The organism is Streptomyces sp. NPDC102514 (assembly GCF_055584525.1).
In genome coordinates this window covers 81,899-108,434 of record NZ_JBVJLW010000015.1, presented here as the reverse complement: position 1 = coordinate 108,434, position 26,536 = coordinate 81,899, and the positions used below count along the sequence as shown (strand labels likewise).

The window sequence follows — 26,536 nt, the reverse complement described above, 5'->3', positions numbered from 1 at the left end:
GGAAACCTCTGGGAATACTGAGGCTGGAAGAGTTTGTTCCGCAGGTGAACATAAACTGCACGGAACACCGCTCTCCCCTGTGAAAGGTCCCTCATGCCCCTGGCCCTGCTCGCCCTCGCCGTGGGCGCCTTCGGCATCGGCACCACCGAGTTCGTGATGATGGGGCTGCTGCCCGACGTCGCGGACGACCTGAACATCTCGATCCCCAGCGCGGGCCACCTCGTCTCCGCGTACGCGATCGGCGTCGTCGTCGGCGCCCCGCTGCTCGCGGCGGTCACCGCGCGCATGGCCCGCCGCAAGGTCCTGATCGGACTGATGGTGCTGTTCGTCGTGGGCAACACGCTCTCGGCGTTCGCCCCCGACAACACCTCACTGCTCGCGGCCCGCTTCCTGAGCGGCCTCCCGCACGGCGCGTTCTTCGGCGTCGGAGCCGTCGTCGCCACCGGTATGGTCTCCGCCGAGCGCAAGGCCCGCGCGGTCTCCCTCATGTTCCTCGGCCTGACCGTCGCGAACATCGTCGGCGTCCCCGCCGCGACCTTCGTGGGCCAGCAGTTCGGCTGGCGCGCCACCTTCCTCGGCGTCAGCGTGATCGGCCTGGCGGCCATCGGCTCCCTGGCGCTGCTCCTGCCCCGGAACTCCGAGCACGACGCCACCGCCACCGGACTGCGCGGCGAACTGGCCGCCCTCAAGTCGCTCCCCGTCTGGCTGGCCCTCGGCACGACCGTCGCGGGCTTCGGCGCGCTCTTCTCGGCGTACAGCTACATCACGCCGATGCTGACGGACTCCGCCGGGTACGCCGACTCCAGCGTGACCCTGCTGCTGGCGCTGTTCGGCGTGGGCGCGACGGCGGGCAACCTGCTCGGCGGGCGCCTGGCCGACCGCTCGATGCGCGGCACCCTGTTCGGCGGCCTGGTCTCCCTGGTGGCGGTCCTGGCCCTCTTCCCGCTCATGATGAACACGGCATGGAGCGCCCCCCTCGCGGTGGTCCTGCTCGGCGCGGCGGCGTTCATGACCAGCTCCCCGCTCCTGCTCATGGTCATGGAGAAGGCGTCCTCGGCCCCGTCCCTGGCCTCCTCCGCCAACCAGGCGGCCTTCAACCTTGCGAACGCCGGCGGCGCCTGGATCGGCGGCCTGGCCCTCGCGGCGGGCTACGGCGTCACGTCCCCGGCGCTCGCGGGCGCGGGCCTGGCGATCCTGGGCCTGGGCGTCGCGGCCGTCGCGTACGTCGTGGACCGCAACCGCGGTACGACGAACGCGGGCCGCATAGTGGCGACCCACACCCCGCAGCACGCGGAGGTCCCGGCCCACCACTGACGCCGGCCGCCACTGCCGCCCGGCGGCGGGGATAAGCGGTTGAGGTGCACCGACATCCCTGTTACAAACGTGGGCGGGTCAGCGGGTGGCCGGCGGAACGAGGGGGCCATCGCGTGGCACGGGCGAGGACGGGCGACGGTACGGGCCGCAGCGGCTTACGGCGCGGACGCCGGCCGCTGCTGGCGGCGGTGGCGGTCGACTCGCTGGGCACGGGCCTGTACCTCCCGCTGTCCATGCTGTACTTCCTGCGGGTCACCGATCTGGACCTGGTGACGATCGGCGTGCTCACCAGTGTGAGCACCGCCCTGACCCTGCCGCTGCCACTGGTCGTCGGAAAGCTGGCCGACCGGTTCGGGCCGCGGCTGGTGGTCGCCGCCGGACAGGCGCTGCAAGGGACCGGGTTCCTGCTCTACCTGCTGGTCTCGGGAACGGGTTCGCTGGTGGCCGCCATGCTGGTGACCACGGCGGGCCTGCGGGTCTACTGGTCCTCGGTCTTCACCCTCATCGCCGACCTGGCGGACGCCGAGAGCGCGGACGCGACGGGCACGGACGCGACGGGACTCGCGGGGGCGGACGCCAAGGACCACTGGTTCGCCCGGGCCGGGATGATCCGGGAAGCGGGCGCGGGCGGCGGCGCCCTGCTCGCGGGCGCGGTGCTCGCCGTCGACTCGACACGCGTCTACGACGGACTGATCCTCGCCTCCGGGCTGGCGTTCCTGGCCGCCGCACTGGTGGTCGCCCTCGCCGTACCCGCCCTGCCGCACACCGCCCCGCCGGCCGAGGGCCGCTCCGGCTACGGCGCACTGCTGCGGGACCGCCCCTACCTCGCACTGATCGCGATCTCCACGATCTTCGCCACGTGCAGCACGTTCCTGTCCCTGTCACTGCCCGTGTACGTCATCCAGGGCCTGTCGGGACCGGACTGGGCGCCCGGCCCCCTCCTCGCCCTCAACACCCTGCTGCTCGCCACCTGCACGGCCGCCGTGACCCGCTTCGTGCGGCGCCGCTCCACCCGCGCCCGAGCCATGGCCTGGGCCGGCGGCCTGTGGGCGCTGTGGTGTGCCGCGTCCGCGTCGGCCGTCCTGCTGCCGTCCCGGGCACTGGTGCCGTTCCTGGCGGCTGCGGTGGTCTGCTACACCCTCGCGGAGATGGTCTACGGCCCCGCCTCCAACGCGCTCGCCGCGGACGCGGCGCCGCCCGGGTCGCGGGGCACCTATCTGGCGGCGTTCCAGTACTCCTACGCCGGGGCGAACGTCCTCGCGCCCACCCTGTTCGGCGTGCTCTTCACCCACAACCGCCTGCTGCCCTGGCTCGCCGTGGGCCTGCTCGCCGCACTGGGCGCGGCACTGATGCTGCTCCTGGCACCCCGCCTGCCGCGAGAACACGGCCCGCGGCAGCGCGTGGCCGCGGCCACGCCCGTGCCCCCACAAGACAAAAGCCTGCGCCGTTCCCCGCGCCCCTGAGGAACCCGGGCGTGCTTTTCAGGGGCGCGGGGAACGGCGCGATCAGCCCCCGCCGGCCCGCAGTCGACGACGGAGCTGCCGTCAGGCGTGCCTTTCGGGGGCGCGCCCCGTCACAGCCGCTCGCGCCACTGATTCGTGATGGGCAGCCGCCGGTCCTTGCCGAAGCCCTTCGCCGAGATCTTCGTACCCGGCGGGTACTGCCGCCGCTTGTACTCGGCCGTATCGACCATCCGGAGCGTCTTGGTGACCATCTCCCGGTCGAACCCCGCGGCCACGATCGCGTCGGCCCCGGTGTCCCGGTCGACGTACAGCTCCAGAATCGCGTCCAGGACGGGATAGTCCGGCAGCGAGTCCGTGTCGACCTGCCCCGGCCGCAGCTCGGCGCTCGGCGGCTTGGAGATGGAGTTCTCCGGGATCGGCGGAGTCTGCCCCCGCTCGACCGCGGCCCGGTTGCGCCACTCGGCGAGCCGGAAGATCGACGTCTTGTAGACGTCCTTGATCGGCCCGTACGCGCCCACGGAGTCGCCGTACAGCGTCGAGTACCCCACCGCCAGCTCGGACTTGTTGCCCGGCGCCAGCACGATGTGCCCCTCCTGGTTGGAGAGGGCCATCAGCATGGTGCCGCGCAGCCGCGACTGGAGGTTCTCCTCGGCGAGCCCGGTGAGGCCCAGCGACCCCATGTACGCGTCGAACATCGGCTCGATCGGTACGGTCCGGAAGTTGAGCCCGGTCCGCCGCGCCAGCTCGGCCGCGTCACCCTTGGAGTGGTCCGAGGAGTACTTGGACGGCATCGACACGCAGTACACGTTCTCGGCGCCCAGCGCGTCGCAGGCGATCGCGGCGACGAGGGCGGAGTCGATACCGCCCGAGAGCCCGATCAGCACGGAGCGGAAACCGTTCTTCGCGGTGTACGCCCGCAGGCCCACCACGAGCGCCGAGTACACCTCCTCGTCGGCGTCGAGCCGCTCGGCGTACCCGCCGGAGAGCTCCGCCTCGTACGGCGGCAGCGGCTCGTCGGAGATCACGAGGTGATCGATGCGCAGCCCGTCGTCCACGATGCCCGAGGGCTGCTCGGGGGCGGCGGCGGGCAGGTCCAGGTCGAGGACGACACACCCCTCGGAGAACTGGGGCGCCCGCGCGACGACCTCGCCGTGCCGGTCGACGACGATCGAGTCGCCGTCGAAGACCAGCTCGTCCTGGCCGCCGATCATGGCCAGGTACGCGGTCGTGCAGCCGGCCTCCTGCGCGCGCTTGCGCACGAGGTCGAGGCGGGTGTCGTCCTTGTCGCGCTCGTACGGGGAGGCGTTGATCGAGAGCAGCAGGCCCGCCCCGGCGGAACGGGTCGCCGGGACCCGGCCGCCGTCCTGCCAGAGGTCCTCGCAGATGGCGAGCGCGACGTCGATGCCGTGCACCCGTACGACCGGCAGGGTGTCGCCGGGCACGAAGTAGCGGAACTCGTCGAAGACGCCGTAGTTCGGCAGGTGGTGCTTGGCGAAGGTGAGGACCACCTCGCCGCGGTGCAGCACCGCCGCGGCGTTCCGCGGGGCGCCGGCCGGCTGCCCGTACCTGGGCTGGGCCTTCTCGGAACGGTCCAGGTAGCCGACGACGACCGGCAGCTCCCCGAACCCCTCCTCGGCGAGCCGCGCGGCGAGGGCGTGCAGGGCCGCGCGGGACGCCTCCACGAAGGACGACCGCAGGGCCAGGTCCTCGACGGGGTACCCGGTCAGCACCATCTCGGGGAACGCGACGAGGTGCGCTCCCTGCTCGGCGGAGTGCCGGGTCCAGCGGACGACCGCCTCGGCGTTCCCGGCGAGATCGCCGACGGTCGAGTCGATCTGATTCAGGGCGAGGCGTAGTTGAGGCACGAGACCCAGTGTAATCGTCAGACCGACGTTATGGGGTGCCCGCCCTGCCCCACACCCCAACGGACCTGCTTGCGCCGTTCCCTGCGCCCCTGGGGGCCCCTGGGGTTTGTCGGCCGACTGCGGCCCGGTGGGGGTTGGCCGCGCCGTTCCCCGCGCCCCTTTGGGGCGGGTCGGTGTGGGCCCGGTGCGTGGCCCGCCCGCTCAGGGGCGCGGGGAACGGCGCAGTCTTTGGCTTTTAGGGGCGCGGGGAACGGCGTGGTCAGCTCCATCGGCCCGCCCTTCAGGGGCGCGGGGAACTGCGCGGCCCGCCCCCACCGGCCCGTGCCCGCGAACATGCGGAACCAACACCCCGCCCCGATCATGGGCGTCAATGACCACACCCCGCCCCGCCCCGGCCGCAACCGCCACCCTCCTGGCCCTGGCAGCCCTCACCTACTCCGCATGGACCCTGGAGACGTTCCTCGGAACAGGCCTCCCCCCGGCCCACACCTACGTGAGTGAACTCGCCGCGACCAACCAGCCGTACACCACCCTGTTCCGCACGACGGACCTCCTCGCGGGCACGCTGGTGTGCGCCGCAGTCGCAGTCGCAGCCGCAGCCGCGACCCTGTCGGCCCGCCGCATCCCACGGACCGCCCGAGCCGCCCTCCTCCTCTTCGGCGCGGCCACAGCCGTGGACTCCCGACTGCCGCTCAGCTGCACCCCCACCACGGACCCGGAGTGCGCCGCGAGGGAGACCGCGGCCCTGGTCCCGTGGACCCATTCCGCGCACACGGTGAGCAGCACGGTCGCCCTGTGCGGCATCCTCGTCGCCATGGCGACCCTCACCCGCACGGCCCGCATGGGCCCCGCCCTCCTGGCGCTCGAACTGGCCGCCACCGCCTGGACCCTGGCCGCGATCGCCGCCCTGGAGACGGGCCACGACGGCTGGGGCGTCGGTATCGCCCAGCGCCTCCAGGTCGGCGTCATCGCGATCTGGCTGGGCGCACTGGCCGTCTCCCTCCGCCACGTCCCTGAGCCCGCCGCCCGCGGGGCTCTCCGCGCAGCGGACGTCCGGCCATGACCTTTGTCCGCATCGACGGAATCCCGCACCACATCCGCGTGGACGGCACAGCCACCGCCCCCGTCTGTCTGCTCAGCGTCGGCCTGGGCATGTCCTGGTTCGACTGGGATCCCGTGCTGCCGTTCCTCGCCCCGTACCGCACGGTCGTCCGCTTCGACCGGCCGGGCCTCGGGCTCAGTGCTCCCGCGCCCGCGCGCGCGTGGCCCACGCTCACCGGTGAGGCGCACCGCATCGCGCGCGTGCTCGACGCGGCCGGTGTCCGCACGCCCGCCACCGTCGTCGGGCACTCCCTCGCCGGTTTCCACTGCGAGGCCTTCGCGCGGCTGTACCCGGAGCGGACGGCCGGGCTCGTCCTGGTCGATTCCAGCGTCGAGGAGGAACCGCGCCCGAGCCGCGCGCCCGCCCTCCGGAACACCGTCACGCGCGCGTGCGGCACGCTGCTGGCGGGCGCGGGCCTCCCGCGGGCACTGGGCCCACTCCTGCGGCGTACCGCGGTCAGGGCCGTACGGCACAACGGCGGCGACTCCGCCCCGTACGACCCGGCCCCGTACGATCCGTCGCCGTTCGACCTCGTCCGGCGTGCCTACTCCACCAGCCGCTTTCTGCGCGCCGCCCTCGCCGAGAACGCGACCTACCGGGACCAGGCGGTCGCGCTGGACGGCCTGCGGGAGCGGCCTCTGCCGGACGTACCCGTCACCGTCCTGGCCGCCGCCGACCACGGCGGCAACGGTTCACGACACTGGCTGGACCGCCAGGAACGCCTCGCCGAGCGCCTCGGCGCCACCTTCCGCGTCTCCGCCCCGGCGGGTCACCTCGTCATGCTGGACCGCCCCCAGGACGTGGCGGCGGCGATCCTGGACGCGCCGAACGAACCGGTGCGCCCGTCCCCCGCCGGCCAGGAAGAGGAACGGACGCACCGGAGATGAGAAGCCGCTGAACCTCGGATCCTCAGCGGTTCGGCGGTTCAGCGGCTCAGTGACTCAGCGGCGGTACGAGGTCACGTAACCCGGTGCGGGCGAACCCACCCCCGTGACGTCGTCGTACCCCCGCACAGCCTTCAGGCTGCTGTCCTTGCCGAGGCTGCGGACCGAGGTCAGCAGGCCCTCCGAGGCGTCGAAGGCGTTGGCGAAGTCGACGCGTGCCACCGCGAGGTCGCGGCCCGTGGGGCGGTCCGTGACGTCGTGGTAGAGCTTCGTGCCGTAGCGGTCGTAGATCGCCGGGTTGGCGAACCCGATCGGGCGCCCGCCGCGTGCCTGCTGGGCGAGCGCCTGGACGCCCGCGACGACCGGAGCGGCGAGCGAGGTGCCGCCGATGCGGTACTCGTCGTACTTCTGCGTCCCGTCCGGGAAGGTCTGCGTCTGCCCGACCAGGAACCCGGTGTTGGGGTCGGCGATCGCCGCGATGTCGGGAACCGTCCGCATGGCCTGCCGGCCGTTCGCCTTCGCGAGCCGCGACGGCACGACACCCCGCTGGTAGAACGGCTGCTTCACCGTCGCGCTGGTCCCGCCGCCCGCACCCGAGGTGTACGCGCCCGGGAAGTCCGTCCAGCTCTTCCCGTCGGCGGACAGGTTGGCCTTGAGTGTGCCCCAGCCGGTCTCCCACTTGTACGTGTCGCCCTTGCCGACGGCGAGCGAGGTGCCGCCGACCGCCGTGACCCACGCCGAGTTGGCGGGGGTGTCGACCTGCTTCGTACCGGTGTTGGCGACCTCGTCGCCGTTGTCGCCGGACGAGAAGTAGAAGCCGATGCCCTCGATCGCGCCGAGCTGGAAGACCTGGTCGTAGGCGGCGGCGAGGTCCGGCGTCTGGTTGGCCTCGATGTCGCCCCACGAGTTGGAGACGATGTCGGCGAGGCGCCCGTCGACGATCTTGCCGAGCGAGTCGAGGAAGTCGTCGTCGTAGCAGGACGCGGCGCCCACGTAGACGATGTCCGAGGCGGGCGCGACCGCGTGCACGGCCTCCACGTCGAGGGTCTCCTCGCCGTACCAGCCCGCCGCCCCGCACTCCTCGGTCCGCGTGTACTGACCGGGCAGCACCTGCTGCAACTGCCCGCCCCTGTACCTCGCGTCACCGTGCTTCGCCGCGTACGTGGCCGCGTCCGCCGCGATCGTCGGCGAGGCGTACGCGTCCGTGATCGCCACGGTCACGCCCTTGCCGGTCGCCTTCCCCGCTCCGTAGGCGGCCCGCAGCTGCTTGCCGGTGTAGCCCTTCACGGCGTACGGGACCTTCGTGCCGTACGCGCCCGGCAGCGTCGTCGCGGTCTTCGAGCCGTAGTACGACGAGAACGGCCCGGCGTTGCGGAACACGGCGTCCGGCGGCGGCAGGGTGTCGGAGTGGTCCGCCTTGTGCGGGGCGTTGTCCAGACCGGTCACGGTGAGGACGGCGCCGTTCAGCCCGGCGGGCGCGGAGGCGGCCTTCGCGGGGGCGCGGTAAGTCTTCTTGCCCTTCGCGTAGTTGTGCAGCTGCGTGCCGAACGCCTTCTCCGCGTCCGCCACTTCACCCGTCACCGACACGTAGTGCGTACTGGTGCCCGTGACGGTCAGTCCCGCCGACTTCAGCCAGGCCGTCACCCCGGCCACCTGCGCCTCGGTCGCGCCGAAGCGGGAGCGGGCCTGCCGCGCGGTGAGGTACTTCCCGTACGAGGCCGACGACGGGTCGGAGACGGCCTCGGCGTAGGCGCTCAGGCCCGCCGCGTCCCGTCCGGCGAGGTAGACCCGGGCGGAGACCCGGGAGCCGTCCGCCGTGGCCCCCTTGTCCGCCCCGGCCGTGGCCCACAGGGGCTTGGTGCCCTGGAGCGTGTCACGGCCGGCCGGGTCGTCGGAGGCGTGGGCCGCGGGTATGCCCAGGGCCAGCGCGCCGGCGAGCAGCGGCAGGGTCGCCGCCATGCTCACACCGGCGCGTACCGCGGCGCGATTGGATCTCATGGAACCCCCAAAGGATCACTGGATGGGGGTCACTCTTGCGATGAACTGTCCATGCCAGGGGAATGGCCGGGACATGGCTGGCCCAAAAACCACCCAAGGAACCGTATGGCAAGGGCATTTGGGGTGTTATGGATCAGTTGTGGATCGATTGCGGATCGGTCGTGGATCGGTTGCCGATCGGTTGTGGATCAGCTCTGGATCAGTTCAGCGGCTTCGCGCCGCGCTGCTCCAGCAGATCCGAGATCAGCTTCATCTCCGACTCCTGGGCCTGCACCATGCCCTGCGCGAGCCGCCGCTCCACGCCGACCTGGCAGCGCTCCACACACCCCTTGGCCATGTGCACACCGCCCACGTGGTGGGCGTACATGAGCTGCAGATAGCGCACCTCGGCCGCCTTGCCGCTCAGCTTGCGCAGCGCGTCCATCTCGGTGTTGGTCGCCATGCCCGGCATCAGCGCGCCGTCCTCGCCGGACCCCATGCCGGCCATGCCCATCCACTCCATGGGCTCGTCGGCGGACACCTTGGGCAGCTCCCACAGGTCCAGCCAGCCGAGCATCATGCCGCGCTGGTTGGCCTGGGTCTGCGCGATGTCGTACGCGAGGCGGCGCACGTCCTCGTCGTCGGTGAGGTCGCGCACGATGTACGACATCTCGACGGCCTGCTGGTGGTGCACGGACATGTCACGGGCGAAACCCGCGTCCGCGGAGTCCGCCGCGGGCGGCCGCATCCCGGAGTCGTCGCCGTCGGCGACCGCGTAGGTGATCGCCCCGGCCGCCACGAGGACGGCCGCGGCGGCTCCGGTGATCCAGCCCGCGGACTTCATCCCCGTCACTTCGACAGGCCGTTGGTGCAGGCGGCGCCGGGCTCGGGCGTCTGCTTGCCCTGGACGTACGTCTCGAAGAACGTGCCGACGTCCGGGTCGTCCGCGCTCTTCACCGTCCGCTGGTGGCCCCACGCGGAGAGCATGATCGGGTCCTGCTGGTCCTCGACGGGGCTCATCAGCGAGTACGGCGTCTTCTTGACCTTCTCGGCGAGCGCCTTCACATCGGCGTCGGACGCCTTGCTGTTGTACGTCACCCAGACCGCGCCGTGCTCCAGCGAGTGCACGGCGTTCTCGTTCTTGATCGCGTCTTCGTAGACGTCGCCGTTGCAGTTCATCCAGACCTGGTTGTGGTCACCGCCGACCGGGGGCTCCATCGGGTACTCCACGTCCTTGGTGACGTGGTTCTGCGTGAGCTTGGTGCTCCACTTCTTCACGCCGTCCTTGCCCGTGACGAACTTCCCCGACGCCGCCTTCGAGTCGCTCGCCGCACTGTCCTTGTCGTCGGACTGCGACTTGATCAGGAACGCGCCACCGGCGACGAGACCGGCGACGACGATCACGCTGGCGGTGATCGTGAGGACCCGGTTGCGCCGCTCGCGGGACTGCTCGGCGCGCCGCATCTCCTCTATCCGCGCCTTGCGCGACGGGGACTCTGTCTTCTTGGCGGAACCCATGGGGTGGTCCTTCTGGGGGAAAGGGGCAGTGGAGTGGTCTGCTGATCGTAGTGGGGGAGGAGGGGTTCCAGATGGGGAGCCCTGCGGATTGGCCGAATGGACGGGGCCGCGGCAGATAATTTGAAGCAGGGATGCGCATTATCTACGCTGCCGGTATGCGGCTGTTGCGATCGACCGACCTGGCTCTGCGCGTCCTGATGCGGCTCGCCGTCGCCGAGGAGACCGCGACGCCCACGACGCGTGACGTGGCGGCGGCGATGGAGGTGCCGTACACGCACGCCGCGAAGGTCGTCGCCGAGCTCCAGCACCTCGGACTGCTCTCCGCGCGGCGGGGACGCGGGGGTGGGCTCGCGCTCACGGAGGAGGGGCGTGGGGCGTCCGTGGGGGCGGTCGTGCGGGTCTTCGAGGGTGAGGGGGATGTCGTCGACTGCGAGGGGGCGTCGCCGTGTCCGCTGCACACGGGGTGCCGCCTACGGGTCGCCCTGCGGCGCGCCCAGGAGGCGTTCTACGCCTCCCTGGACCCGCTGACCATCACGGACATGGTGGCTGAGCCGACGGGTCCGCTGCTACTGGACATCACAATGCACTGAGCGACGACGCTGCCGCTGCGGGCGGGCTTGCCGGTCGGCTGCGGGCCGGTGGGGGCCGTTCGCGCAGTTCCCCGCGCCCCTAGAGGGTGCCACCTGGCGTTTGTCGGTCGGCTGCGGGCCGGTGGGGGTCGGCCGCGCAGTTCCCCGCGCCCCTAGAGGGTGCCGCCTGGGGTTTGTCGGTTGGCTGGGGGCCGGTGGGGGCGGGCCGCGCAGTTCCCCGCGCCCCTTTGGGGCGCCCCCCAGGGGCGCGGGGAACTGCGCAATCTTTGAGGGTGCGAGGACCGACGCGACCAGCCCCCACCGGGCCCGTTTTTCAGGGGCGCGGGGAACGGCGCAATCTTTTAAGGGGCGCGGGGAACGGCGCGGGCAACCCCCACCGGCCCGCAGCCAAGGCGCAACCCCCGTCACGCGTCGGTAGTCGCCAGCCACAGGTCAGGGCCGAAGACCTCGTAGTGGACGTCGGCCGGAGAGACCCCCTTCTCCAGGAGCTGCCCACGCACCGCCCGCATGAACGGCAACGGCCCACACAGATACGCCCGAGTACCCGGCGCGATCACCACTCCGGAGAGGTCGACCAGCCCCGCACGGTCGACCGGATGCCCGGCCGCCGCCCCCCGCTCGTACCAGAAGCACGCCACCCCGTCGGCGAGCTTCGAGACGCACCCCTCATGCTCCTCGCGCAAGGCGTGCTCCTCCGGGGACCGGTCCGCGTGCACCACGGTCACCGCCCCCCGATGCCCGTCCGCCACGAGCTGCTCCAGCACGGCGAGAATCGGCGTCACGCCGATACCGGCGGACGCCAGAAGCACCGGCGTGAGCGGCCCGGCGTCGAGGACGAGATCCCCGTACGGCGCGGACACTTCGAGCGTGCTGCCGACCCGTACGCGCGCGTGGAGGTGGTTGGAGACCTCCCCGTCGGGCGCGCCCCCGCCGTGCACCCGCTTCACGCCGATCCGCCGTACGGACGAGCCGGCCGCGCCGATGAGGCTGTACTGGCGGGTCTGGAGCGCCCCGTCCGGCAGCTCGACGCGTACGGAGACGTACTGGCCGGGCCGGAAGGCGGGCGCGGGGGAGCCGTCGGCCGGGCGGATCAGGAAGGTGGCCACGTCCGTGGTCTCCTCGACGCGCTCGACGACCTGCCAGGTCCGCAGCCCGCCCGGGCCGCCGTCGACGCCGTCCGCCTCGCTCGCCGCGTACAGCCGCTTCTCGATGGCGATGAGCGCGTTCGCCATCAGCCAGTACACCTCGGTCCAGGCGGCGGCGACCTGAGGGGTGATCGCCTCGCCGAGGACGCCGGCGATGGCGGCGAAGAGGTGCTTGTGGACGACCGGGTACTGCTCGGGGGCGATGCCCAGGGACGCGTGCTTGTGCGCGATGCGGTTGAGCATCGCGTCGGGCCGTACGTCCGGCCGCTCGACGAGCTGGGTGGCGAAGGCGGCGAACGCGCCCGCCAGGGCCTGGCGCTGGGTGCCGGAGGACTGGTTGCCGCGGTTGAAGAGGTCGCGCAGCAGCTCGGGGTGGGCGGCGAAGAGGCCTGCGTAGAAGCGGTCGCTGATCTCTCCCAGGGCCCCGCCGACGGCGGGAAGGGTGGCGCGGACGGTGGCGGCGGACTGCTCGGACAGCATCGGGGCTCCTCAAGCTCGACTGTCCGCACGGTATTAAAACTTGCATCTCAAATGCAAGTTATAGAGGGGTGTCTGTGGGTGTGGGGAAGGTGACGGAGAGACGCCAGTGGTCGGCCATTTCATGTGCGCCGCTCAGCGGGCAAGATGGGCGTCAGTGCAGTACACCTGCCGTGTGCGAGGCGTTCGGGCGGAGGTCGGCCGGACGATCGGGGCCCGCAACGCGCATGAAATGCTGATGTGGTGTGATGCGCAGGTGCCCGACCGCCTCCCTGGGACGGGAGCAGGCGGCCTGACCAGCAAGATTGGGTGGAAGCGGAAGATGGACAAGCAGCAGGAGTTCGTGCTCCGTACTTTGGAAGAGCGCGACATCCGTTTCGTACGCCTGTGGTTCACGGACGTGCTGGGCTTCCTCAAATCGGTGGCCGTGGCCCCGGCGGAGCTGGAACAGGCCTTCGACGAGGGCATCGGTTTCGACGGATCGGCCATCGAGGGCTTCGCCCGCGTCTACGAGTCCGACATGATCGCCAAGCCGGACCCGTCGACCTTCCAGGTGCTGCCGTGGCGGGCCGAGGCCCCCGGCACCGCCCGGATGTTCTGCGACATCCTGATGCCGGACGGCTCGCCGTCCTTCGCGGACCCGCGGTACGTGCTGAAGCGGGCGCTGGCGAAGGCCTCCGACCAGGGCTTCACCTTCTACACGCACCCGGAGATCGAGTTCTTCCTGCTGAAGGACAAGCCGACGGACGGCTCGCGGCCGACCCCGGCCGACAACTCCGGCTACTTCGACCACACCCCGCACAACGTCGGCATGGACTTCCGCCGCCAGGCGATCACCATGCTGGAGTCGATGGGCATCTCGGTCGAGTTCTCGCACCACGAGGGCGCGCCGGGCCAGCAGGAGATCGACCTGCGGTACGCGGACGCGCTGTCCACGGCCGACAACATCATGACGTTCCGGCTGGTCATGAAGCAGGTGGCGCTGGAGCAGGGCGTGCAGGCGACGTTCATGCCGAAGCCCTTCAGTGAGCACCCGGGCTCGGGCATGCACACGCACCTCTCCCTCTTCGAGGGCGACCGCAACGCGTTCTACGAGTCGGGCTCCGAGTACCAGCTCTCCAAGGTCGGCCGCTCCTTCATCGCGGGCCTGCTGAAGCACTCGGCGGAGATCGCCGCGATCACCAACCAGTGGGTCAACTCGTACAAGCGCATCTGGGGCGGCTCCGAGCGCACCGCGGGCGCGGGCGGCGAGGCACCCTCGTACATCTGCTGGGGCCACAACAACCGCTCGGCCCTGGTCCGCGTACCGATGTACAAGCCCGGCAAGACGGGTTCGGCGCGGGTGGAGGTCCGCTCGATCGACTCGGGCGCGAACCCCTACCTGACGTACGCGGTCCTGCTGACCGCCGGCCTCAAGGGCATCGAAGAGGGTTACGAGCTGCCGCCGGGCGCCGACGACGACGTGTGGGCCCTCTCCGACGCGGAGCGCCGCGCGATGGGCATCGAGCCGCTGCCCCAGAACCTGGGCGAGTCCCTCTCCCTGATGGAACGCAGCGAACTGGTCGCCGAAACGCTCGGCGAGCACGTCTTCGACTTCTTCCTGCGCAACAAGAAGGCGGAGTGGGAGGAGTACCGCTCCGAGGTGACGGCCTTCGAACTCCGCAAGAACCTGCCGGTGCTGTAGGAACTGCGGCCGGGTCGCGGGAGCGGCCGGCTGCTTGAACCACCTGAAACGTGAACCACTCGGGGCCGACGGTCGTGGACCGTCGGCCCCGACTGGTTTTCCGGGAGACGCGGGTCACACGGGTGCGTGTCACAGGGTGTCGGGCTGTCTCGTCTCAGGGGTGTAGGTCCCCGACGAGCACCGAGGAGTGCGTGATGGACGCTCGACTGAACTATTTCGCCAGTCCGATGGCCGGGAAAGCTCTCAAGTACTTCATGTCGGCGGGCAAGGCGCTCAAGGAGTCGCCGTTGCCGGTCGTGACGCAGGAGTTGGTGGCCCTGCGGGTCAGTCAGGTCAACGGGTGTGCCGTCTGCCTCGACATGCACACCAAGGAAGCCGCCGCTGCCGGGGAGAGCGCCGTGCGGCTCAGTCTCGTGGCGGTCTGGCGGGAGGCCACCGTCTTCACCGAGGCCGAGCGGGCCGCGCTGGAGCTGGCCGAGCAGGGGACCCGGGTCGCGGACGCGGCCGGCGGGGTCAGCGACGAGGTCTGGGCGCGTGCCGCCAAGCATTACGACGAGGAGCAGCTCACCGCCCTGGTGATCCTGGTGTCCTTCATGAACACGGTGAACCGGCTGAACATCATCACCAGGCAACCCGCCGGTGACTACAAGGTCGGCCAGTTCCACTGAGCGGAGACAGGGAAGGGGAGTCGGCGTGAGCAAGGTCGAGGAGTTCGAGGAGCTGCGTCCCCTGCTGTTCTCGATCGCCTATCGCATGCTGGGCAGCGTGAGCGAGGCCGAGGACGCGGTCCAGGAGACCTGGCTGCGCTTCGACGGCTCCGCGACCCGGCCCACGTCGACCAAGGCCTTCCTGTCCGCCACGGTGACCCGTATCTCGATCGACGTACTGCGTTCCGCCCGGGTGCGGCGCGAGGAGTACGTCGGGCCGTGGTTCCCCGAGCCGCTGCTCACCGACCCCTACCAGGACCCGGCCCGCTCGGCGGAACTGGCCGACTCGGTGTCGATGGCCGCGCTGCTGCTCCTGGAACGGCTCAGCCCGCTGGAGCGGTCGGTGTTCGTGCTGCGCGAGGTGTTCGGCTTCGGCTTCGACGAGGTCGCCGCGGCGGTGGGGCGGTCGGAGGCGGCCTGCCGGCAGTTGCAGGTACGGGCGCGGCGGCATATGCGGGCCGGACAGCCACGGTTCGAAGCGGACCGTCAGGAACGGGAGGAGCTTGCGACCCGGTTCTTCGGCGCCCTGCGCGAGGGTGACGTCGACGGTCTGCGGGATCTGCTCGCCGCCGATGTGTCGATGGTCGGGGACGGCGGTGGCAAGGCACCGCAGCTGGCCAGAGCCGTCGTCGGCGCCGAGAACGTGGCCCGGCTGCTCGCCTCCGTCTTCCCCCACATGGCCCGCGTCGACGTCACCTTCGAGCCCCACGAGGTCAACGGCCGCCCCGGCGCGGTCTTCCGCGACCGCGACGGCAAGGTGCTCCACATCCTGGCCCTTGAGGTGCTCGACGGGCGCATTCACACCATCCGTTCGGTGATCAACCCCGACAAGCTCGGCCACCTCGGTCCGGTCGCCGACGCGTGGGCCGTCGACCGCGAGGTCAAGCGGGCCCGCCGCCAAGCCAATTGAGCGATCGATCGACCCGTACGCGGGCTCAGCGTACGGGCTCACTCTGTGGACAGTATGCGTAACCCTCCGTGATCATGGGTGGGTTGGCGGTGTTGGCGGGGTGGACGGGTCGGTGGGTGCGGGTGAACGGAGGGCCTGGCATGACGGACGGTACGGGTGGGGTGGGTGCCCCTCTTGGCTGTGGTGGCGGCGAACCGGAGGTGTCCGACAGCCTCAAGACGTTCGGCGAGGTGGTCAAGGCCTTCCGGAAACGGGCCCGCCTCACGCAGGAGGAGTTCGCGCCCAGAGTGCGGTACTCGGCGCCGACCGTGGCCTCCATCGAACAGGGCCGCCGGTTTCCGCCGCCGGACTTCGTCGAGCGTGCGGAGGAAGTGCTCGACGCGTTCGGGGCGTTGCGGGGGGCCGCACGGCATCTGTCGCGTCAACCGGGGCTGGCCAGTTGGTTCCGCCAGTGGGCCCGCCTGGAGGAGACGGCGGTGAGTCTCTACACGTACGAGTGCCGCCTGATCCCCGGGCTGTTGCAGACCGAAGCGTATGCGCGCACGCTGTTCGTGAACCAGCTGCCTCCATTGGGCGACGACCAGATCGAGGCCCAGTGGGCGGCACGGTCGGAACGCCAACGGCTGCTGCGGGAGCGGCCGAACACGGCGTTCAGCTTCATCCTGGAGGAGCATTTGTTCCTCCGGAGGACGGGGGAGGCCGAAGTAACCGTGGGCGTTGTGGACCATGTACTGGAGCTTGCTGAGCAACGCAACGTCGAGGTCCAGGTGATGCCCCTTGCCCAAGGGGCGCATGCCGGCGTCGCGGGGCCGATGCAGCTGTTGGAGGCCTCGGAAAACCGTTGGTTCGCCTACAACGAGGGTCAGCGCGGCGGCCTGTTCGTTTCCGAATCGAAGGAACTCAGCGTCCTCCAGATGCGGTATGCCAGGATGCGCTCACAGGCTCTCTCCCTCGATGACTCTGTGAGCCTGTTGCGGCAGATGCGAGGAGCGCTATGAAGACGACCGAACTGGCCTGGTTCAAGAGCAGTTACAGCAGCAGTGGTGATGGCGACTGTGTCGAGGTCGCCCTGTCCTGGCACAAGTCCAGCTACAGCAGCGGGTCGGGAGACGACTGCGTCGAGATGGCCCGCTGCCCGGATCTCATCCACGTGCGTGACTCCAAGGCGCAGGCAGGTCCCCAGCTTGCCGTCACCCCCAGCGCCTGGACCAGCTTCCTGGCGTACGCGGCCAGCGGCTGACGTCGGCCGGTCCAGGCGCTCGGGCCGGGGGACTACTGCTGTTCCGCCTGGTCCGTCAGCAGCTTGTGCAGCGGCTTCGCCGCTCGTTCGCGGTACTCCTGGATCGCCCAGCCGTTACCGTCCGGGTCGGTGAAGTGCATGAACGTGCCGCCGTCCTGGGGTGCGTACGCGACGGGCTCGCTGAGTTCCAGGCCCCGAGCGGTCAGCTCCTCGTACGCGGCCTTGGCGTCCGCGACGACCAGTTGCATGCCGTGGTACGTGCCCGGCTGCGGGGTGCCCGACGGGATCGGCACGCCCTTGGCGAGCGCGATCGAACAGCCGGACCCGGGGGGAGTCAGCTGGACCACCCGCGCGCCCGGCATCACCTCCGTGTCGATGTCGACGTGGAAGCCCACCTTGTCCTCGTAGAAGGCCTTCGCCCGGTCGATGTCGGTGACCGGCAGCATGATCACTTCAAGGGCCATGTCCATGGAACGACTCCTTTGTCGTGTCTCGCGTGTCGTGTGTCGCGGAGCCTTCGCGGCGCATCCGCTCGGTGCCCCAGACGCCCAGCGGGCCGAGCGCCTGGTTGAGCGTGCGGCCGTGCTCCGTCAGGGAGTACTCCACCCGCGGGGGCACCTCGGCGTGGACCTCCCGGTGTACGAGATCGTCCTCCTCCATCTCGCGCAGGTGCTGCGTGAGCATCTTCTCGCTCACCCCGGGCAGGCCGCGACGGAGTTCGGCGAAGCGGCGTACGCCATGGGTTTCGAGCTCCCAGAGGATCAGCCCCTTCCACTTGCCGCTCACCACGTCGAGCGCGGCGTCGATGCCGCAGATGTAAGGCCCGAGTCTCGGCGCCTTGGCCATCCCTGATCCCCCTCGCGAACGCACGGACTTACGAAAAGGTGAGTACCGCAGAAAATAGTGCGTACTTCCTAGATTAGTGAGGCTCTTCGAGCATGGAGGAGTGAACGAACAACAGAACGCCACCGACACGCCGGACAGCACTGCCACCGCCGGCGGCATCACCGCCGCCACCGTCATCGGGCTCGGTCCGATGGGCCGGGCCATGGCCCGCACTCTCCTCACCGCCGGTCACCCGGTCACCGTCTGGAACCGCACCGCCGGCCGGGCCGACGGGGTCGTCGCCGACGGGGCGGTACTGGCGGCGACCCCCGCCGAGGCCGTCGAAGCCGGCGACCTCGTGATCCTCGGCCTCACCGACTACGCGGCGATGTACGACGTCCTCGGCAGCGCCACCGGATCCCTCGCCGGCCGGACACTGGTCAACCTGAGCTCCGACACCCCCGACCGCACCCGCGAGGCCGCTGCCTGGGCGGCCGGTCATGGCGCCGCCTTCCTCACCGGCGGTGTCATGGTTCCCGCGCCGATGGTCGGCACGGCGGCGGCCCACGTCTACTACAGCGGTCCCCGCCAGGTGCTGGAGAGCCGGCTGGCGGCACTGGCGCCGCTCGGCACGCCGAAGTACCTGGGCGAGGACCCGGGGCTCGCCCAGCTGATGTACCAGGCCCACCTCACGGTGTTCCTGACCACCCTGTCCGCGCTGATGCACGCCACCGCGATGCTGGGGAGCGCGGGAATGAAGGCCGTGGAAGCGCTGCCGGAGCTGCTGTCCTCCGCCGACTCGATCGGCGCCATCCTGAGGGCGGGCGAGGACGACCCCGGCGCCGCGCTCGACGCGGGTGAGCATCCCGGTGACCTCAGCACGGTCACCATGATGGGCGCGACCTCCGACCACATCGTCGAGACCAGTACGTCCCTCGGCCTCGACCCGGCGCTCCCGCTGGCCGTGCGGGCCCACTACCGGCGCGCGATCGAGGACGGGCACGGCGGCGACAACTGGACCCGCATCATCGACGGCATCCGCGAACCGCGCTGACCGGACGCGAGGCCCGCGCACCGACGGCCCCGCGCACCCACGGCCCGCCGCACCACGCACCCACTCCCCGGCAGTCCAGGCGCTTCCCCGCGGCTCTGCGGTTAGGCTCAAGCCGTACGACCTTGATCGCGTGGGTGGCATCCGGTGGGTGGCATCCGATGGGTGGCGGCGCGCGGGGTGACATCGCGGGGGACGACGGAGGCCGGGATGACGGTGCCGGGGCGCAGGAGCAGTACCTTCTCTCGGCTGCTGCGGCACGGTTTCACCGATCCGTCGGGCGCCGAGCGGCTGCTCGACAGCCCGCAGCTCGCGGCCGTGACGAACGACCCGGTGCTGCTCGACGCGCTCGGCGCCACCGCCGACCCGGATCTGGCGCTGCTCGGGCTCGTCCGGATCGTCGAGGCGCAGGACAGCGACACGGGGCGGCGCGAACTGCTCGACACGCTGATCGCGGCCAAACCGCTGCGCGACCGGCTGCTCGGGGTGCTCGGCGCCTCCGACGCGCTCGGCGACCACCTCGCGCGCCACCCGCTCGACTGGCAGGCCCTCGTCACCTACGAGCCGCAGGACCTGCATCCCGGCGTCGCGGAGTTCGAACGCGGGCTCGCCGAGGCGGACGACCCCGTGTCGCTGCGGGTCGCCTACCGGCGGTGCCTGCTGTCCATCGCCGCCCGTGACGTGTGCGGGACCACCGACATCGCACAGGCCGCGGCCGAGCTGGCCGACCTCGCGACCGCCACCCTGCGCGCCGCGCTCGCCCTCGCCCAGGCCGCCGCGCCCGAGGACGCCGGGATGTGCCGGCTCGCGGTGATCGCGATGGGCAAGTGCGGCGGCCACGAGCTGAACTACGTGTCGGACGTCGACGTCATCTTCGTCGGGGAGCCCGCCGAGGGCACCGACGCGGCCGACGAGGACAAGGCGATGCGGGCCGCCACCCGGCTCGCGGCCCATCTGATGAGGATCTGCTCGGAGACCACCGTCGAAGGGTCCATCTGGCCCGTCGACGCCAACCTGCGCCCCGAGGGGCGCAACGGCCCGCTCGTACGCACCCTCAGCAGCCACCTCGCCTACTACCACCGCTGGGCCAAGACCTGGGAGTTCCAGGCCCTGTTGAAGGCGCGGGCCGTCGCGGGGGACCTCGAACTGGGCGAGGAGTACGTCTCCACGCTGGCCCCCCTCGTCTGGCAGGTCGCCGAGCGGGACAACTTCGTCGCCGATGTGCAGAAGATGCGGCGGCGCGTCGTCGAGAACATCCCGCCCGCCGAGATCGAACGGGAACTGAAACTCGGCCCCGGCGGACTGCGGGACGTCGAATTCGCCGTACAGCTCCTGCAGTTGGTGCACGGACGCGTGGACACCTCGCTGCGCAGCGGGACCACGCTGGACGCCCTGAAGGCACTGGCGGCGGGCGGGTACGTGGGACGCGTCGACGCCGTGCAGTTCGACGAGGCGTACCGGTTCCTGCGGTCCATGGAGCACCGCATACAGCTCTTCCGGCTGCGGCGTACGCACCTGGTGCCCGAGGACGACGCCGATCTGCGGCGCATCGGACGGTCGCTCGGGCTGCGGACCGACCCGGTCAAGGAACTGAACCGGGAGTGGAAGCGGCACGCCGGGGTGGTGCGACGGCTGCACGAGAAGCTGTTCTACCGGCCGCTGCTCGACGCCGTCGCCCAACTCGCCCCAGGCGAAGTCAGGTTGAGCCCGGGAGCGGCACGGGAGCGACTGGTCGCCCTCGGGTACGCGGACCCGGCCGCCGCGCTGCGCCACCTGGAGGCGCTGGCCTCCGGCGTCTCCCGCAAGGCCGCCATCCAACGTACCCTGCTGCCCGTCCTGTTGGGCTGGTTCGCCGACTCCGCCGACCCCGACGCGGGACTGCTCAACTTCCGCAAGGTCTCGGACGCGCTCGGCAAGACCCCCTGGTACCTGCGGCTGTTGAGGGACGAGGGGGCCGCCGCCGAGAACCTGGCCCGCGTCCTGTCCGCCGGACGGCTCGCCCCCGACCTCCTGATGCGGGCGCCCGAAGCCGTGGCCCTGCTCGGCAACGGGTCCAGCGGCGGCCTCGTGTCCCGCACCCGCGCCCACCTCGAACAGGAGATCCTCTCCGCGGTGGGCCGGGCCGGCAAGGGAGAGGCCGCCGTCACCGCCGCGCGGGGCGTACGGCGGCGGGAGCTGTTCCGCACGGCCGCCATCGACATCGTCAGCTCCTACGGCACCGAGGAGACACCGGCCAACGCCGACCAGGGCGCACTCGTCGACCTGGTCGGCGGCGCCATCTCGGACCTCACGGCGGCGACGATCTCCGGCACCCTGCGGGCCGTCGTCCGCGACGGCTGGGGCGAGACCCTGCCCACCCGCTTCGCGGTCATCGGCATGGGCCGCTTCGGCGGCCACGAACTCGGTTACGGGTCCGACGCGGACGTGCTGTTCGTGCACGAGCCCCGGGAGGGTGTCGGTGAGGAGGAGGCCGCGCGGGCCGCCAGCACCGTCGTCTCCGAGATGCGCAGACTGCTGCAGATCTCCAGCGCCGATCCGCCGCTGCTCATCGACGCCGACCTGCGCCCCGAAGGCAAGTCCGGGCCGCTCGTACGGACACTGAAGTCGTACGAGGCCTACTACCGGCGCTGGTCGCTGGTGTGGGAGTCGCAGGCCCTGCTGCGGGCCGAAGTCGTCGCGGGCGACGAGGAGTTGGGGCGCCGGTTCCTCGACCTCGCCGATCCGCTGCGGTACCCGGCGGAAGGGCTCGGGGAGGACGCCGTACGGGAGATCCGGCGGCTCAAGGCGCGGATGGAGACCGAGCGGATGCCCCGCGGGGCGGACCCCACGCTGCACACCAAGCTCGGGCGGGGCGGGCTGTCCGACGTGGAGTGGACCGTGCAGTTGCTGCAGTTGCGGCACGGGTGGGTGGAGCCGGGGCTGCGGACGACCCGTACGCGGGAGGCGCTCGCCGCGGCGTGTGCGGCCGAGCTGATCGCCGGGGAGGACGCGGCGATCCTGGACGAGGCGTGGGTGCTGGCCACTCGGGTGCGGAACGCTGTGATGTTGGTGCGGGGGCGGGCGGGGGACACGTTTCCGTCCGACGGGCGGGAGTTGGCTGCGGTGGGTCGTTATCTGGGGTACGGCCCCGGGCATGTGGGGGACATGCTCGACGACTATCGGCGTACGACGCGGCGGGCGCGGGCGGTCGTGGACGAGTTGTTCTACGGGGCGTAGTGGTGGCGACGGGCTTTTCCCGCCCCCGCCGCCCCTACCCTTCCCGTCACTGCATGGGGGCTGCGCCCCCTCGCCCCCCTTTGTCCTCAAACGCCGGACGGGCTGAAAGATTCGCGGGCGGGCTGGAGATCTTCGGCCGCCCGGGGACATCTCAGCCCGTCCGGCGTTTGAGGACCGGGGGTTCGGGGGCAGCGCCCCCGAGGCAGGTACGGGATGGGTAGGGGCGGCGGGGGCGAGAGAATGCCACCCCCGCCAGCACCACGCCCATCCCCACCACCACCCGCAGCCCGACCTCCTCGCCCAGCACCACCGCCCCCATCCCCACCGACACCACCGGCAACAGGTACCCGACCGTCGCCGCACTCGTCGGACCCTCGTCCGCGATCAGGCGGTAGTTGAGGTAGAACGTGACCCCCGTGCCGAGCACCCCGAGCGCGGTCACCGCCAGGAGACCCGTGGCGTCGGTGTGGACGGGCCCGGCCGCCGGAAGCGCCACGCACGTCCACGCCGTGGCCGTCAGCAGCTGCGCCGCCGACACGGCGAGCGGCGCCCCCCGCCCCGTAAGCGTGCGCGCCATGTACGCGAAGGCCACCGCGTAGCTCGCCGCCGCGCCCAGCAGGGCCAGCGCGCCCCACGTCAACAGGCCCGAGCGATGCCACGGGGCGAAGATCAGGAGCGTACCGGCGAAGCCCAGGAACAGGCCGGTCAGCCGGACGCGGCCGAGTCCGCGGTCCGTGCCCAGGGCGATCCCGATCAGCAGCGACCACAGGGGAGTCGTCGCGTTCAGCACGCCCGCGACGCCCGAGTCGACCGTCTGCTCGCCGACGCTGAACAACGCGAACGGGACGGCGTTGCAGAAGAGGGCCGCGACGACGAGGTGGCCCCACGTCCCGCGGTCGCGCGGCAGGCGCCGGCCCGCCGAACGGGCCAGGAGCAGGAGCACGGCCGTGCCGAGCGCGCAGCGCGTGATGGTGATCTGGGCCGGGGACAGCCCGTGGTTCAGGGCGAGTTTGATCCACAGGAAGCCCGAGCCCCAGAGGAGCGCCAGGGCGGCCATGCGGAGCGTGGAGGTGAGCGGCATGCGTCCACGGTGAGTCACGGGTGACGTAAGGACAAGTGAAAGATGTTGCATGGACTGTTAACCTCACCTACATGCTTGATGTGCGACGCATGCAGATGCTGAGAGCCGTGGTCACCAGCGGGTCCGTGACGGCGGCGGCGACCCGCCTCGGCTACACGCCCTCGGCGGTCAGCCAGCAGATCGCGGTGCTGGAGAAGGAGGCCCGTACGCCCCTGCTCGAACGGGTCGGCCGGGGCGTACGGCCCACCGAGGCCGGCCTGCTGCTCACCGGGTACGCGGACGCCATCGGCCGCCAGGTCGCCGAGGCCGAGACCGCGCTCGACGACCTGCGGGCGGGCCGGACCGGGCGGCTCGCGGTGCGGTACTTCGCGACGGCGGGAGCCGCGCTGGTCGCCCCGGCGGTGGCCCGGGTCCGGGCCGAACACCCCGGCGTGCAGATCGAGTTGAAGCTCATCGACCCCGAGGATCCGCTGCCGGACGTACGGGAGGGCCGGGCGGACCTGGCCCTCGTGGTGCGGCCGGAAGGGGAGACGGAGGGGGCCGACGGCGTACGGCTGGTGCGGCTGCTCGACGATCCGTATCGCGCCGTACTCCCGAAGGGGCACCCGCTGGCGGGGCGGCGGACCGTGGCGCTGGCCGACCTCGCCGAGGAGCCGTGGGTCGGCAGCGAGTGGCCGGGGCCCTGTCTGGACGCACAGCTCGCGGCGTGCGAGGCCGCCGGCTTCCGGCCCCGGTTCGTGGTGGAGAGCGAGGACTACGTCACCGCGCAGGGCTTCGTCGCGGCGGGCCTCGGCGTCAGCCTGGTCCCGCGCCTGGGCCTGGGCAGCCGGCACCCCGGAGTGGTCGTACGGGAGGTCCGGCGGCCGGAGCCGGTGCGGGCGATCTTCGCCGCCGTGCGGGAGGCCGCGGAGCCGACACCCGCGCTCCGGAGTTTCCTGGCGGCGCTGCGGGAGGCCGGGGGCGGCGGGGAGTGACCCCGCCGGGGTCTCCGTGGCGGGCTCCCCGTCGGGGCCCCTGCCCCGGACCCTCGCCCTGGACCCCTGCCCTGGACCCCTGCCCCGGACCCCTGCCCCGGCCTCTCAGGTTTTGGGCGGCACCGGCTGTGGGACGGGCTGCGGGACCTGTTGCGGGAGCGCGTACGGCAGCGATCCGTACCAGAGCCTCGCCACCGTGTAGCCGAACGCCAGGCACGCCATGCCGCCCACCGCGTCCAGCCAGAAGTGGTTGGCCGTGGCGACGATGACCACGAGGGTCGCCACCGGGTAGAGCAGGCCGAGGACCCGGACCCAGGGGACCGAGGCCAGGGCGAAGATCGTGAGGCCGCACCACAGGGACCAGCCGATGTGCATGGACGGCATCGCGGCGTACTGGTTCGACATGCTCTTCAGGTCGCCGGAGGCCATCGAGCCCCAGGTCTGGTGGACCACGACCGTGTCGATGAAGTCGTTGTCGGTCATCAGGCGCGGCGGGGCCAGCGGATACAGGTAGTAGCCGACCAGGGCCACACCCGTGGTCGCGAAGACGACCGTGCGCGTGGCCGCGTACCGGCCCGGATGGCTGCGGTAGAGCCACACCAGGACGCCGATGGTGACCACGAAGTGCAGGGTCGCGTAGTAGTAGTTCATGCCGACGATCAGCCAAGTCACCGAGTTCACGGCATGGTTGACCGATTCCTCGACGGCGATGCCGAGGTGGTGCTCCATCCTCCAGAGCCAGTCGGCGTTCTCCAGCGCCTGGGTCCGCTGCTCCGGAACGGCGTTGCGGATCAGCGAGTACGTCCAGTAACTCACTCCGATGAGCAGGATCTCGAACCAGAGCCTGGGGCGGCGAGGCGTACGCAGCCTTCGCAGGAGACGGTGTCCCGCGCTGCCGTGCGCCTCGTCCGCGACGGGCTGTGGAGGGGCCTGCTCCTGGCCTTCCAGTGTCGTCACGGTGCTCTCACCCATAGGGACAGAGTCTGCCAGATGAGCCTTTCCCGACCGATCATCCCTTGGGTGGGTCCTGGCCGCACGTTCTACACCTGAAGTAGGTGAGGCACTACTTCCTGCGCACGAGAACGCCCGCCCCGCACCCCTGAGAGGTACCCCTGGGTGGTATCGCAGATATGGCCGGTCTGGCTGGTGTCGCCGGTATCGCTAGGCGCGGTTGCGGTCCCCGGGGGACGAGGCCGTCGAGCCCCGCACCACCAGCTCGGGCATGAACACGAACTCGCTGTGGGGGGCCGGGGTCCCGCCGATCTCCTCCAGCAGCGTACGCACCGCGGCCTGGCCCATCGCCGGGACCGGCTTGCGGACCGTGGTCAGGGGCGGGTCGGTGAACGCGATCAGCGGGGAGTCGTCGAAGCCGACGACGGAGATGTCGTCCGGGACTTCGAGCCCGCGCTGCCGGGCCGTGCGTATGGCACCCAGCGCCATCATGTCGCTCGCGCAGACGATCGCCGTGCAGTCGCGGTCGATGAGGGCCGCGGTGGCGGCCTGTCCGCCCTCCAGCGTGTACAGCGAGTGCTGGACGAGGCGCTCCTCGATGTCCGCCGTGGCCAGACCCAGCAGGTCCTGCATCGTGCGGACGAAGCCCTCGATCTTGCGCTGCACCGGCACGAACCGCTTGGGTCCCAGCGCCAGGCCGATCCGGGTGTGGCCGAGCGAGACGAGGTGCGTGACCGCGAGGGCCATCGCCGCCCGGTCGTCCGGGGAGATGAAGGGTGCCTGCACCTTCGGCGAGAAACCGTCGATGAGGACGAACGGCACTCCCCGTCCGCGCAGTTGCTCGTAGCGCTGCATGTCCGCGGAGGTGTCCGCGTGCAGTCCGGAGACGAAGATGATGCCGGCGACCCCCCGGTCGACCAGCATCTCGGTCAGTTCGTCCTCGGTGGAGCCGCCCGGGGTCTGTGTCGCGAGCACCGGCGTGTAGCCCTGCCGTGTCAGCGCCTGGCCGATGACCTGGGCCAGGGCCGGGAATATCGGGTTCTCCAGCTCCGGGGTTATCAGCCCGACGAGCCCCTCGCTGCGCTGGCGCAGTCGTACGGGCCGCTCGTAGCCGAGCACGTCGAGCGCGGCCAGTACGGACTGGCGGGTGGTGGCGGCGACGCCCGGCTTCCCGTTCAGGACCCGGCTGACGGTCGCTTCGCTCACCCCCGCCTGCGCTGCGATGTCGGCAAGCCGTGTGGTCACGGGATTGGACTGTACCGGCCGGGGATCGCGTTGCCCACTGAACGAACGCCGTGCGCGGGCACTTGGACGGCCCGCTCCGGGCTGCTGCGTCATCGCGTTCCCTCGTGATTCTGGTCGGCAGTGTCGTGGCGGGGTGGTCGTCGTCCGCCGCGTGCGCCCGTGCGGACGGGGTGTTTCCTGCAAGGCGCCGAGCGCCGATGATCCTCGTGACGGACGAGTATGGCAAGAGCTTGCAGAGTCTTGCACGGCGGCCCCGCACCCCATGAATGCCTCTGTGGCAAGGCATGGCGGCAGATCGGGACGGTTCCGAAGAGGTC

23 protein-coding genes are annotated in these 26,536 nt (G+C 71.2%); 13 read left to right on the top strand and 10 right to left on the bottom strand.

All coding sequences use genetic code 11. From position 1 onward, the window contains the following. The first annotated feature begins 93 nt into the window (after positions 1–93). The gene (locus tag ACZ60E_RS32625; RefSeq protein WP_469445080.1) at positions 94–1,314 is read left to right on the top strand and encodes an MFS transporter; all 1,221 of its coding nucleotides are present in this window, start codon (positions 94–96) and stop codon (positions 1,312–1,314) included. A 113-nt stretch (positions 1,315–1,427) separates the two neighbouring features. After that, a complete protein-coding gene (locus ACZ60E_RS32620) occupies positions 1,428–2,777 on the top strand; it encodes an MFS transporter (RefSeq protein ID WP_469445078.1) in 1,350 nt (449 codons plus the stop codon). Positions 2,778–2,887: 110 nt separating this feature from the next. On the opposite strand, the gene ACZ60E_RS32615 is transcribed toward ACZ60E_RS32620, so the two are convergent. Next, positions 2,888–4,642, bottom strand: a complete 1,755-nt coding sequence (locus ACZ60E_RS32615; RefSeq protein ID WP_469445077.1) for an NAD+ synthase — start codon at positions 4,640–4,642, stop codon at positions 2,888–2,890. Between the two features lie 370 nt (positions 4,643–5,012). Here ACZ60E_RS32615 and ACZ60E_RS32610 point away from each other — a divergent pair, with 370 nt between their 5' ends. Further along, positions 5,013–5,705 carry a DUF998 domain-containing protein gene (locus tag ACZ60E_RS32610; RefSeq protein WP_469445076.1) on the top strand — a complete coding sequence of 231 codons (693 nt, stop codon included), beginning with the start codon at positions 5,013–5,015 and terminating at the stop codon, positions 5,703–5,705. Then, positions 5,702–6,631 (top strand): alpha/beta fold hydrolase, encoded by a 930-nt coding sequence (locus ACZ60E_RS32605; protein WP_469445075.1) that lies wholly within the window; start codon positions 5,702–5,704, stop codon positions 6,629–6,631. The genes ACZ60E_RS32610 and ACZ60E_RS32605 overlap by 4 nt, the downstream gene beginning before the upstream one ends. Positions 6,632–6,685: 54 nt before the next feature. Here ACZ60E_RS32605 and ACZ60E_RS32600 read toward each other — a convergent pair whose 3' ends face one another. The 3 genes from ACZ60E_RS32600 to ACZ60E_RS32590 form a co-directional block, all read right to left on the bottom strand. Beyond that, positions 6,686–8,626 carry a S53 family peptidase gene (locus tag ACZ60E_RS32600; protein ID WP_469445073.1) on the bottom strand — a complete coding sequence of 647 codons (1,941 nt, stop codon included), beginning with the start codon at positions 8,624–8,626 and terminating at the stop codon, positions 6,686–6,688. Between the two features lie 199 nt (positions 8,627–8,825). Next, the gene (locus ACZ60E_RS32595) at positions 8,826–9,449 is read right to left on the bottom strand and encodes a DUF305 domain-containing protein (RefSeq protein WP_384280772.1); all 624 of its coding nucleotides are present in this window, start codon (positions 9,447–9,449) and stop codon (positions 8,826–8,828) included. Between the two features lie 5 nt (positions 9,450–9,454). Further along, positions 9,455–10,123, bottom strand: a complete 669-nt coding sequence (locus tag ACZ60E_RS32590) for a DUF3105 domain-containing protein (RefSeq protein ID WP_469445071.1) — start codon at positions 10,121–10,123, stop codon at positions 9,455–9,457. Between the two features lie 155 nt (positions 10,124–10,278). Between ACZ60E_RS32590 and ACZ60E_RS32585 the strand changes: the two genes are divergently transcribed. Continuing rightward, a complete protein-coding gene (locus ACZ60E_RS32585) occupies positions 10,279–10,713 on the top strand; it encodes an RrF2 family transcriptional regulator (RefSeq protein ID WP_384815180.1) in 435 nt (144 codons plus the stop codon). A 404-nt stretch (positions 10,714–11,117) separates the two neighbouring features. On the opposite strand, the gene ACZ60E_RS32580 is transcribed toward ACZ60E_RS32585, so the two are convergent. Beyond that, entirely contained in the window at positions 11,118–12,338 is a 1,221-nt protein-coding gene (locus ACZ60E_RS32580) for a globin domain-containing protein (protein WP_469445069.1), read from the bottom strand. A 319-nt stretch (positions 12,339–12,657) separates the two neighbouring features. Between ACZ60E_RS32580 and ACZ60E_RS32575 the strand changes: the two genes are divergently transcribed. The 5 genes from ACZ60E_RS32575 to ACZ60E_RS32555 all read left to right on the top strand — a co-directional run bounded on the left by ACZ60E_RS32575 (position 12,658) and on the right by ACZ60E_RS32555 (position 16,876). Further along, positions 12,658–14,019: a glutamine synthetase family protein gene (locus ACZ60E_RS32575; protein ID WP_384815175.1), complete on the top strand. Its 1,362-nt coding sequence runs from the start codon at positions 12,658–12,660 to the stop codon at positions 14,017–14,019. A 194-nt stretch (positions 14,020–14,213) separates the two neighbouring features. Further along, complete coding sequence (locus ACZ60E_RS32570; protein WP_453794857.1) at positions 14,214–14,687, top strand: carboxymuconolactone decarboxylase family protein; 474 nt, start codon at positions 14,214–14,216, stop codon at positions 14,685–14,687. A 25-nt stretch (positions 14,688–14,712) separates the two neighbouring features. Further along, positions 14,713–15,636 (top strand): RNA polymerase sigma-70 factor, encoded by a 924-nt coding sequence (locus ACZ60E_RS32565; protein ID WP_469445066.1) that lies wholly within the window; start codon positions 14,713–14,715, stop codon positions 15,634–15,636. A gap of 140 nt (positions 15,637–15,776) precedes the next feature. After that, positions 15,777–16,634 (top strand): helix-turn-helix domain-containing protein, encoded by an 858-nt coding sequence (locus tag ACZ60E_RS32560; RefSeq protein WP_469445065.1) that lies wholly within the window; start codon positions 15,777–15,779, stop codon positions 16,632–16,634. After that, a complete protein-coding gene (locus tag ACZ60E_RS32555; protein WP_469445063.1) occupies positions 16,631–16,876 on the top strand; it encodes a DUF397 domain-containing protein in 246 nt (81 codons plus the stop codon). Before ACZ60E_RS32560 ends, ACZ60E_RS32555 begins: the two co-directional genes overlap by 4 nt. A 32-nt stretch (positions 16,877–16,908) precedes the next feature. Here ACZ60E_RS32555 and ACZ60E_RS32550 read toward each other — a convergent pair whose 3' ends face one another. After that, the gene (locus tag ACZ60E_RS32550; RefSeq protein WP_384815166.1) at positions 16,909–17,346 is read right to left on the bottom strand and encodes a VOC family protein; all 438 of its coding nucleotides are present in this window, start codon (positions 17,344–17,346) and stop codon (positions 16,909–16,911) included. Beyond that, entirely contained in the window at positions 17,330–17,722 is a 393-nt protein-coding gene (locus ACZ60E_RS32545; RefSeq protein ID WP_469445061.1) for a winged helix-turn-helix transcriptional regulator, read from the bottom strand. The genes ACZ60E_RS32550 and ACZ60E_RS32545 overlap by 17 nt, the downstream gene beginning before the upstream one ends. Positions 17,723–17,822: 100 nt before the next feature. Between ACZ60E_RS32545 and ACZ60E_RS32540 the strand changes: the two genes are divergently transcribed. Both ACZ60E_RS32540 and ACZ60E_RS32535 read left to right on the top strand, forming a co-directional pair. Then, positions 17,823–18,755 carry an NAD(P)-dependent oxidoreductase gene (locus tag ACZ60E_RS32540; RefSeq protein ID WP_469445060.1) on the top strand — a complete coding sequence of 311 codons (933 nt, stop codon included), beginning with the start codon at positions 17,823–17,825 and terminating at the stop codon, positions 18,753–18,755. A gap of 207 nt (positions 18,756–18,962) precedes the next feature. Then, positions 18,963–21,968, top strand: coding sequence for a bifunctional [glutamine synthetase] adenylyltransferase/[glutamine synthetase]-adenylyl-L-tyrosine phosphorylase (locus tag ACZ60E_RS32535; protein WP_469445058.1), 3,006 nt, complete (start codon positions 18,963–18,965; stop codon positions 21,966–21,968). A 151-nt stretch (positions 21,969–22,119) separates the two neighbouring features. Here the strand turns inward: ACZ60E_RS32535 and ACZ60E_RS32530 are convergent, their stop codons facing one another. Beyond that, on the bottom strand, positions 22,120–23,049 hold the full coding sequence (locus ACZ60E_RS32530) for a DMT family transporter (RefSeq protein ID WP_469445056.1): 930 nt from the start codon (positions 23,047–23,049) through the stop codon (positions 22,120–22,122). A gap of 71 nt (positions 23,050–23,120) precedes the next feature. Between ACZ60E_RS32530 and ACZ60E_RS32525 the strand changes: the two genes are divergently transcribed. After that, positions 23,121–24,023, top strand: a complete 903-nt coding sequence (locus tag ACZ60E_RS32525; protein ID WP_453794851.1) for a LysR family transcriptional regulator — start codon at positions 23,121–23,123, stop codon at positions 24,021–24,023. Positions 24,024–24,128: 105 nt separating this feature from the next. Here the strand turns inward: ACZ60E_RS32525 and ACZ60E_RS32520 are convergent, their stop codons facing one another. Further along, positions 24,129–24,995: a phosphatase PAP2 family protein gene (locus tag ACZ60E_RS32520; protein WP_469445053.1), complete on the bottom strand. Its 867-nt coding sequence runs from the start codon at positions 24,993–24,995 to the stop codon at positions 24,129–24,131. A 189-nt stretch (positions 24,996–25,184) separates the two neighbouring features. Then, entirely contained in the window at positions 25,185–26,219 is a 1,035-nt protein-coding gene (locus ACZ60E_RS32515; protein ID WP_384815146.1) for a LacI family DNA-binding transcriptional regulator, read from the bottom strand. Positions 26,220–26,536: the final 317 nt, after the last annotated feature.

Excerpts from the sequence above, each read along its gene's own strand:
- ACZ60E_RS32555 (WP_469445063.1), top strand. The coding sequence starts at position 16,631 with ATGAAGACGACCGAACTGGCCTGGTTCAAGAGCAGTTACAGCAGCAGT.
- ACZ60E_RS32610 (WP_469445076.1), top strand. The coding sequence starts at position 5,013 with ATGACCACACCCCGCCCCGCCCCGGCCGCAACCGCCACCCTCCTGGCC.
- ACZ60E_RS32575 (WP_384815175.1), top strand. The coding sequence starts at position 12,658 with ATGGACAAGCAGCAGGAGTTCGTGCTCCGTACTTTGGAAGAGCGCGAC.
- ACZ60E_RS32585 (WP_384815180.1), top strand. The coding sequence starts at position 10,279 with ATGCGGCTGTTGCGATCGACCGACCTGGCTCTGCGCGTCCTGATGCGG.
- ACZ60E_RS32520 (WP_469445053.1), bottom strand. The coding sequence starts at position 24,995 with ATGGGTGAGAGCACCGTGACGACACTGGAAGGCCAGGAGCAGGCCCCT.
- ACZ60E_RS32545 (WP_469445061.1), bottom strand. The coding sequence starts at position 17,722 with ATGGCCAAGGCGCCGAGACTCGGGCCTTACATCTGCGGCATCGACGCC.
- ACZ60E_RS32570 (WP_453794857.1), top strand. The coding sequence starts at position 14,214 with ATGGACGCTCGACTGAACTATTTCGCCAGTCCGATGGCCGGGAAAGCT.
- ACZ60E_RS32600 (WP_469445073.1), bottom strand. The coding sequence starts at position 8,626 with ATGAGATCCAATCGCGCCGCGGTACGCGCCGGTGTGAGCATGGCGGCG.
- ACZ60E_RS32525 (WP_453794851.1), top strand. The coding sequence starts at position 23,121 with ATGCTTGATGTGCGACGCATGCAGATGCTGAGAGCCGTGGTCACCAGC.
- ACZ60E_RS32580 (WP_469445069.1), bottom strand. The coding sequence starts at position 12,338 with ATGCTGTCCGAGCAGTCCGCCGCCACCGTCCGCGCCACCCTTCCCGCC.
- ACZ60E_RS32590 (WP_469445071.1), bottom strand. The coding sequence starts at position 10,123 with ATGGGTTCCGCCAAGAAGACAGAGTCCCCGTCGCGCAAGGCGCGGATA.
- ACZ60E_RS32625 (WP_469445080.1), top strand. The coding sequence starts at position 94 with ATGCCCCTGGCCCTGCTCGCCCTCGCCGTGGGCGCCTTCGGCATCGGC.
- ACZ60E_RS32550 (WP_384815166.1), bottom strand. The coding sequence starts at position 17,346 with ATGGACATGGCCCTTGAAGTGATCATGCTGCCGGTCACCGACATCGAC.
- ACZ60E_RS32560 (WP_469445065.1), top strand. The coding sequence starts at position 15,777 with ATGACGGACGGTACGGGTGGGGTGGGTGCCCCTCTTGGCTGTGGTGGC.
- ACZ60E_RS32530 (WP_469445056.1), bottom strand. The coding sequence starts at position 23,049 with ATGCCGCTCACCTCCACGCTCCGCATGGCCGCCCTGGCGCTCCTCTGG.
- ACZ60E_RS32535 (WP_469445058.1), top strand. The coding sequence starts at position 18,963 with ATGACGGTGCCGGGGCGCAGGAGCAGTACCTTCTCTCGGCTGCTGCGG.
- ACZ60E_RS32605 (WP_469445075.1), top strand. The coding sequence starts at position 5,702 with ATGACCTTTGTCCGCATCGACGGAATCCCGCACCACATCCGCGTGGAC.
- ACZ60E_RS32595 (WP_384280772.1), bottom strand. The coding sequence starts at position 9,449 with ATGAAGTCCGCGGGCTGGATCACCGGAGCCGCCGCGGCCGTCCTCGTG.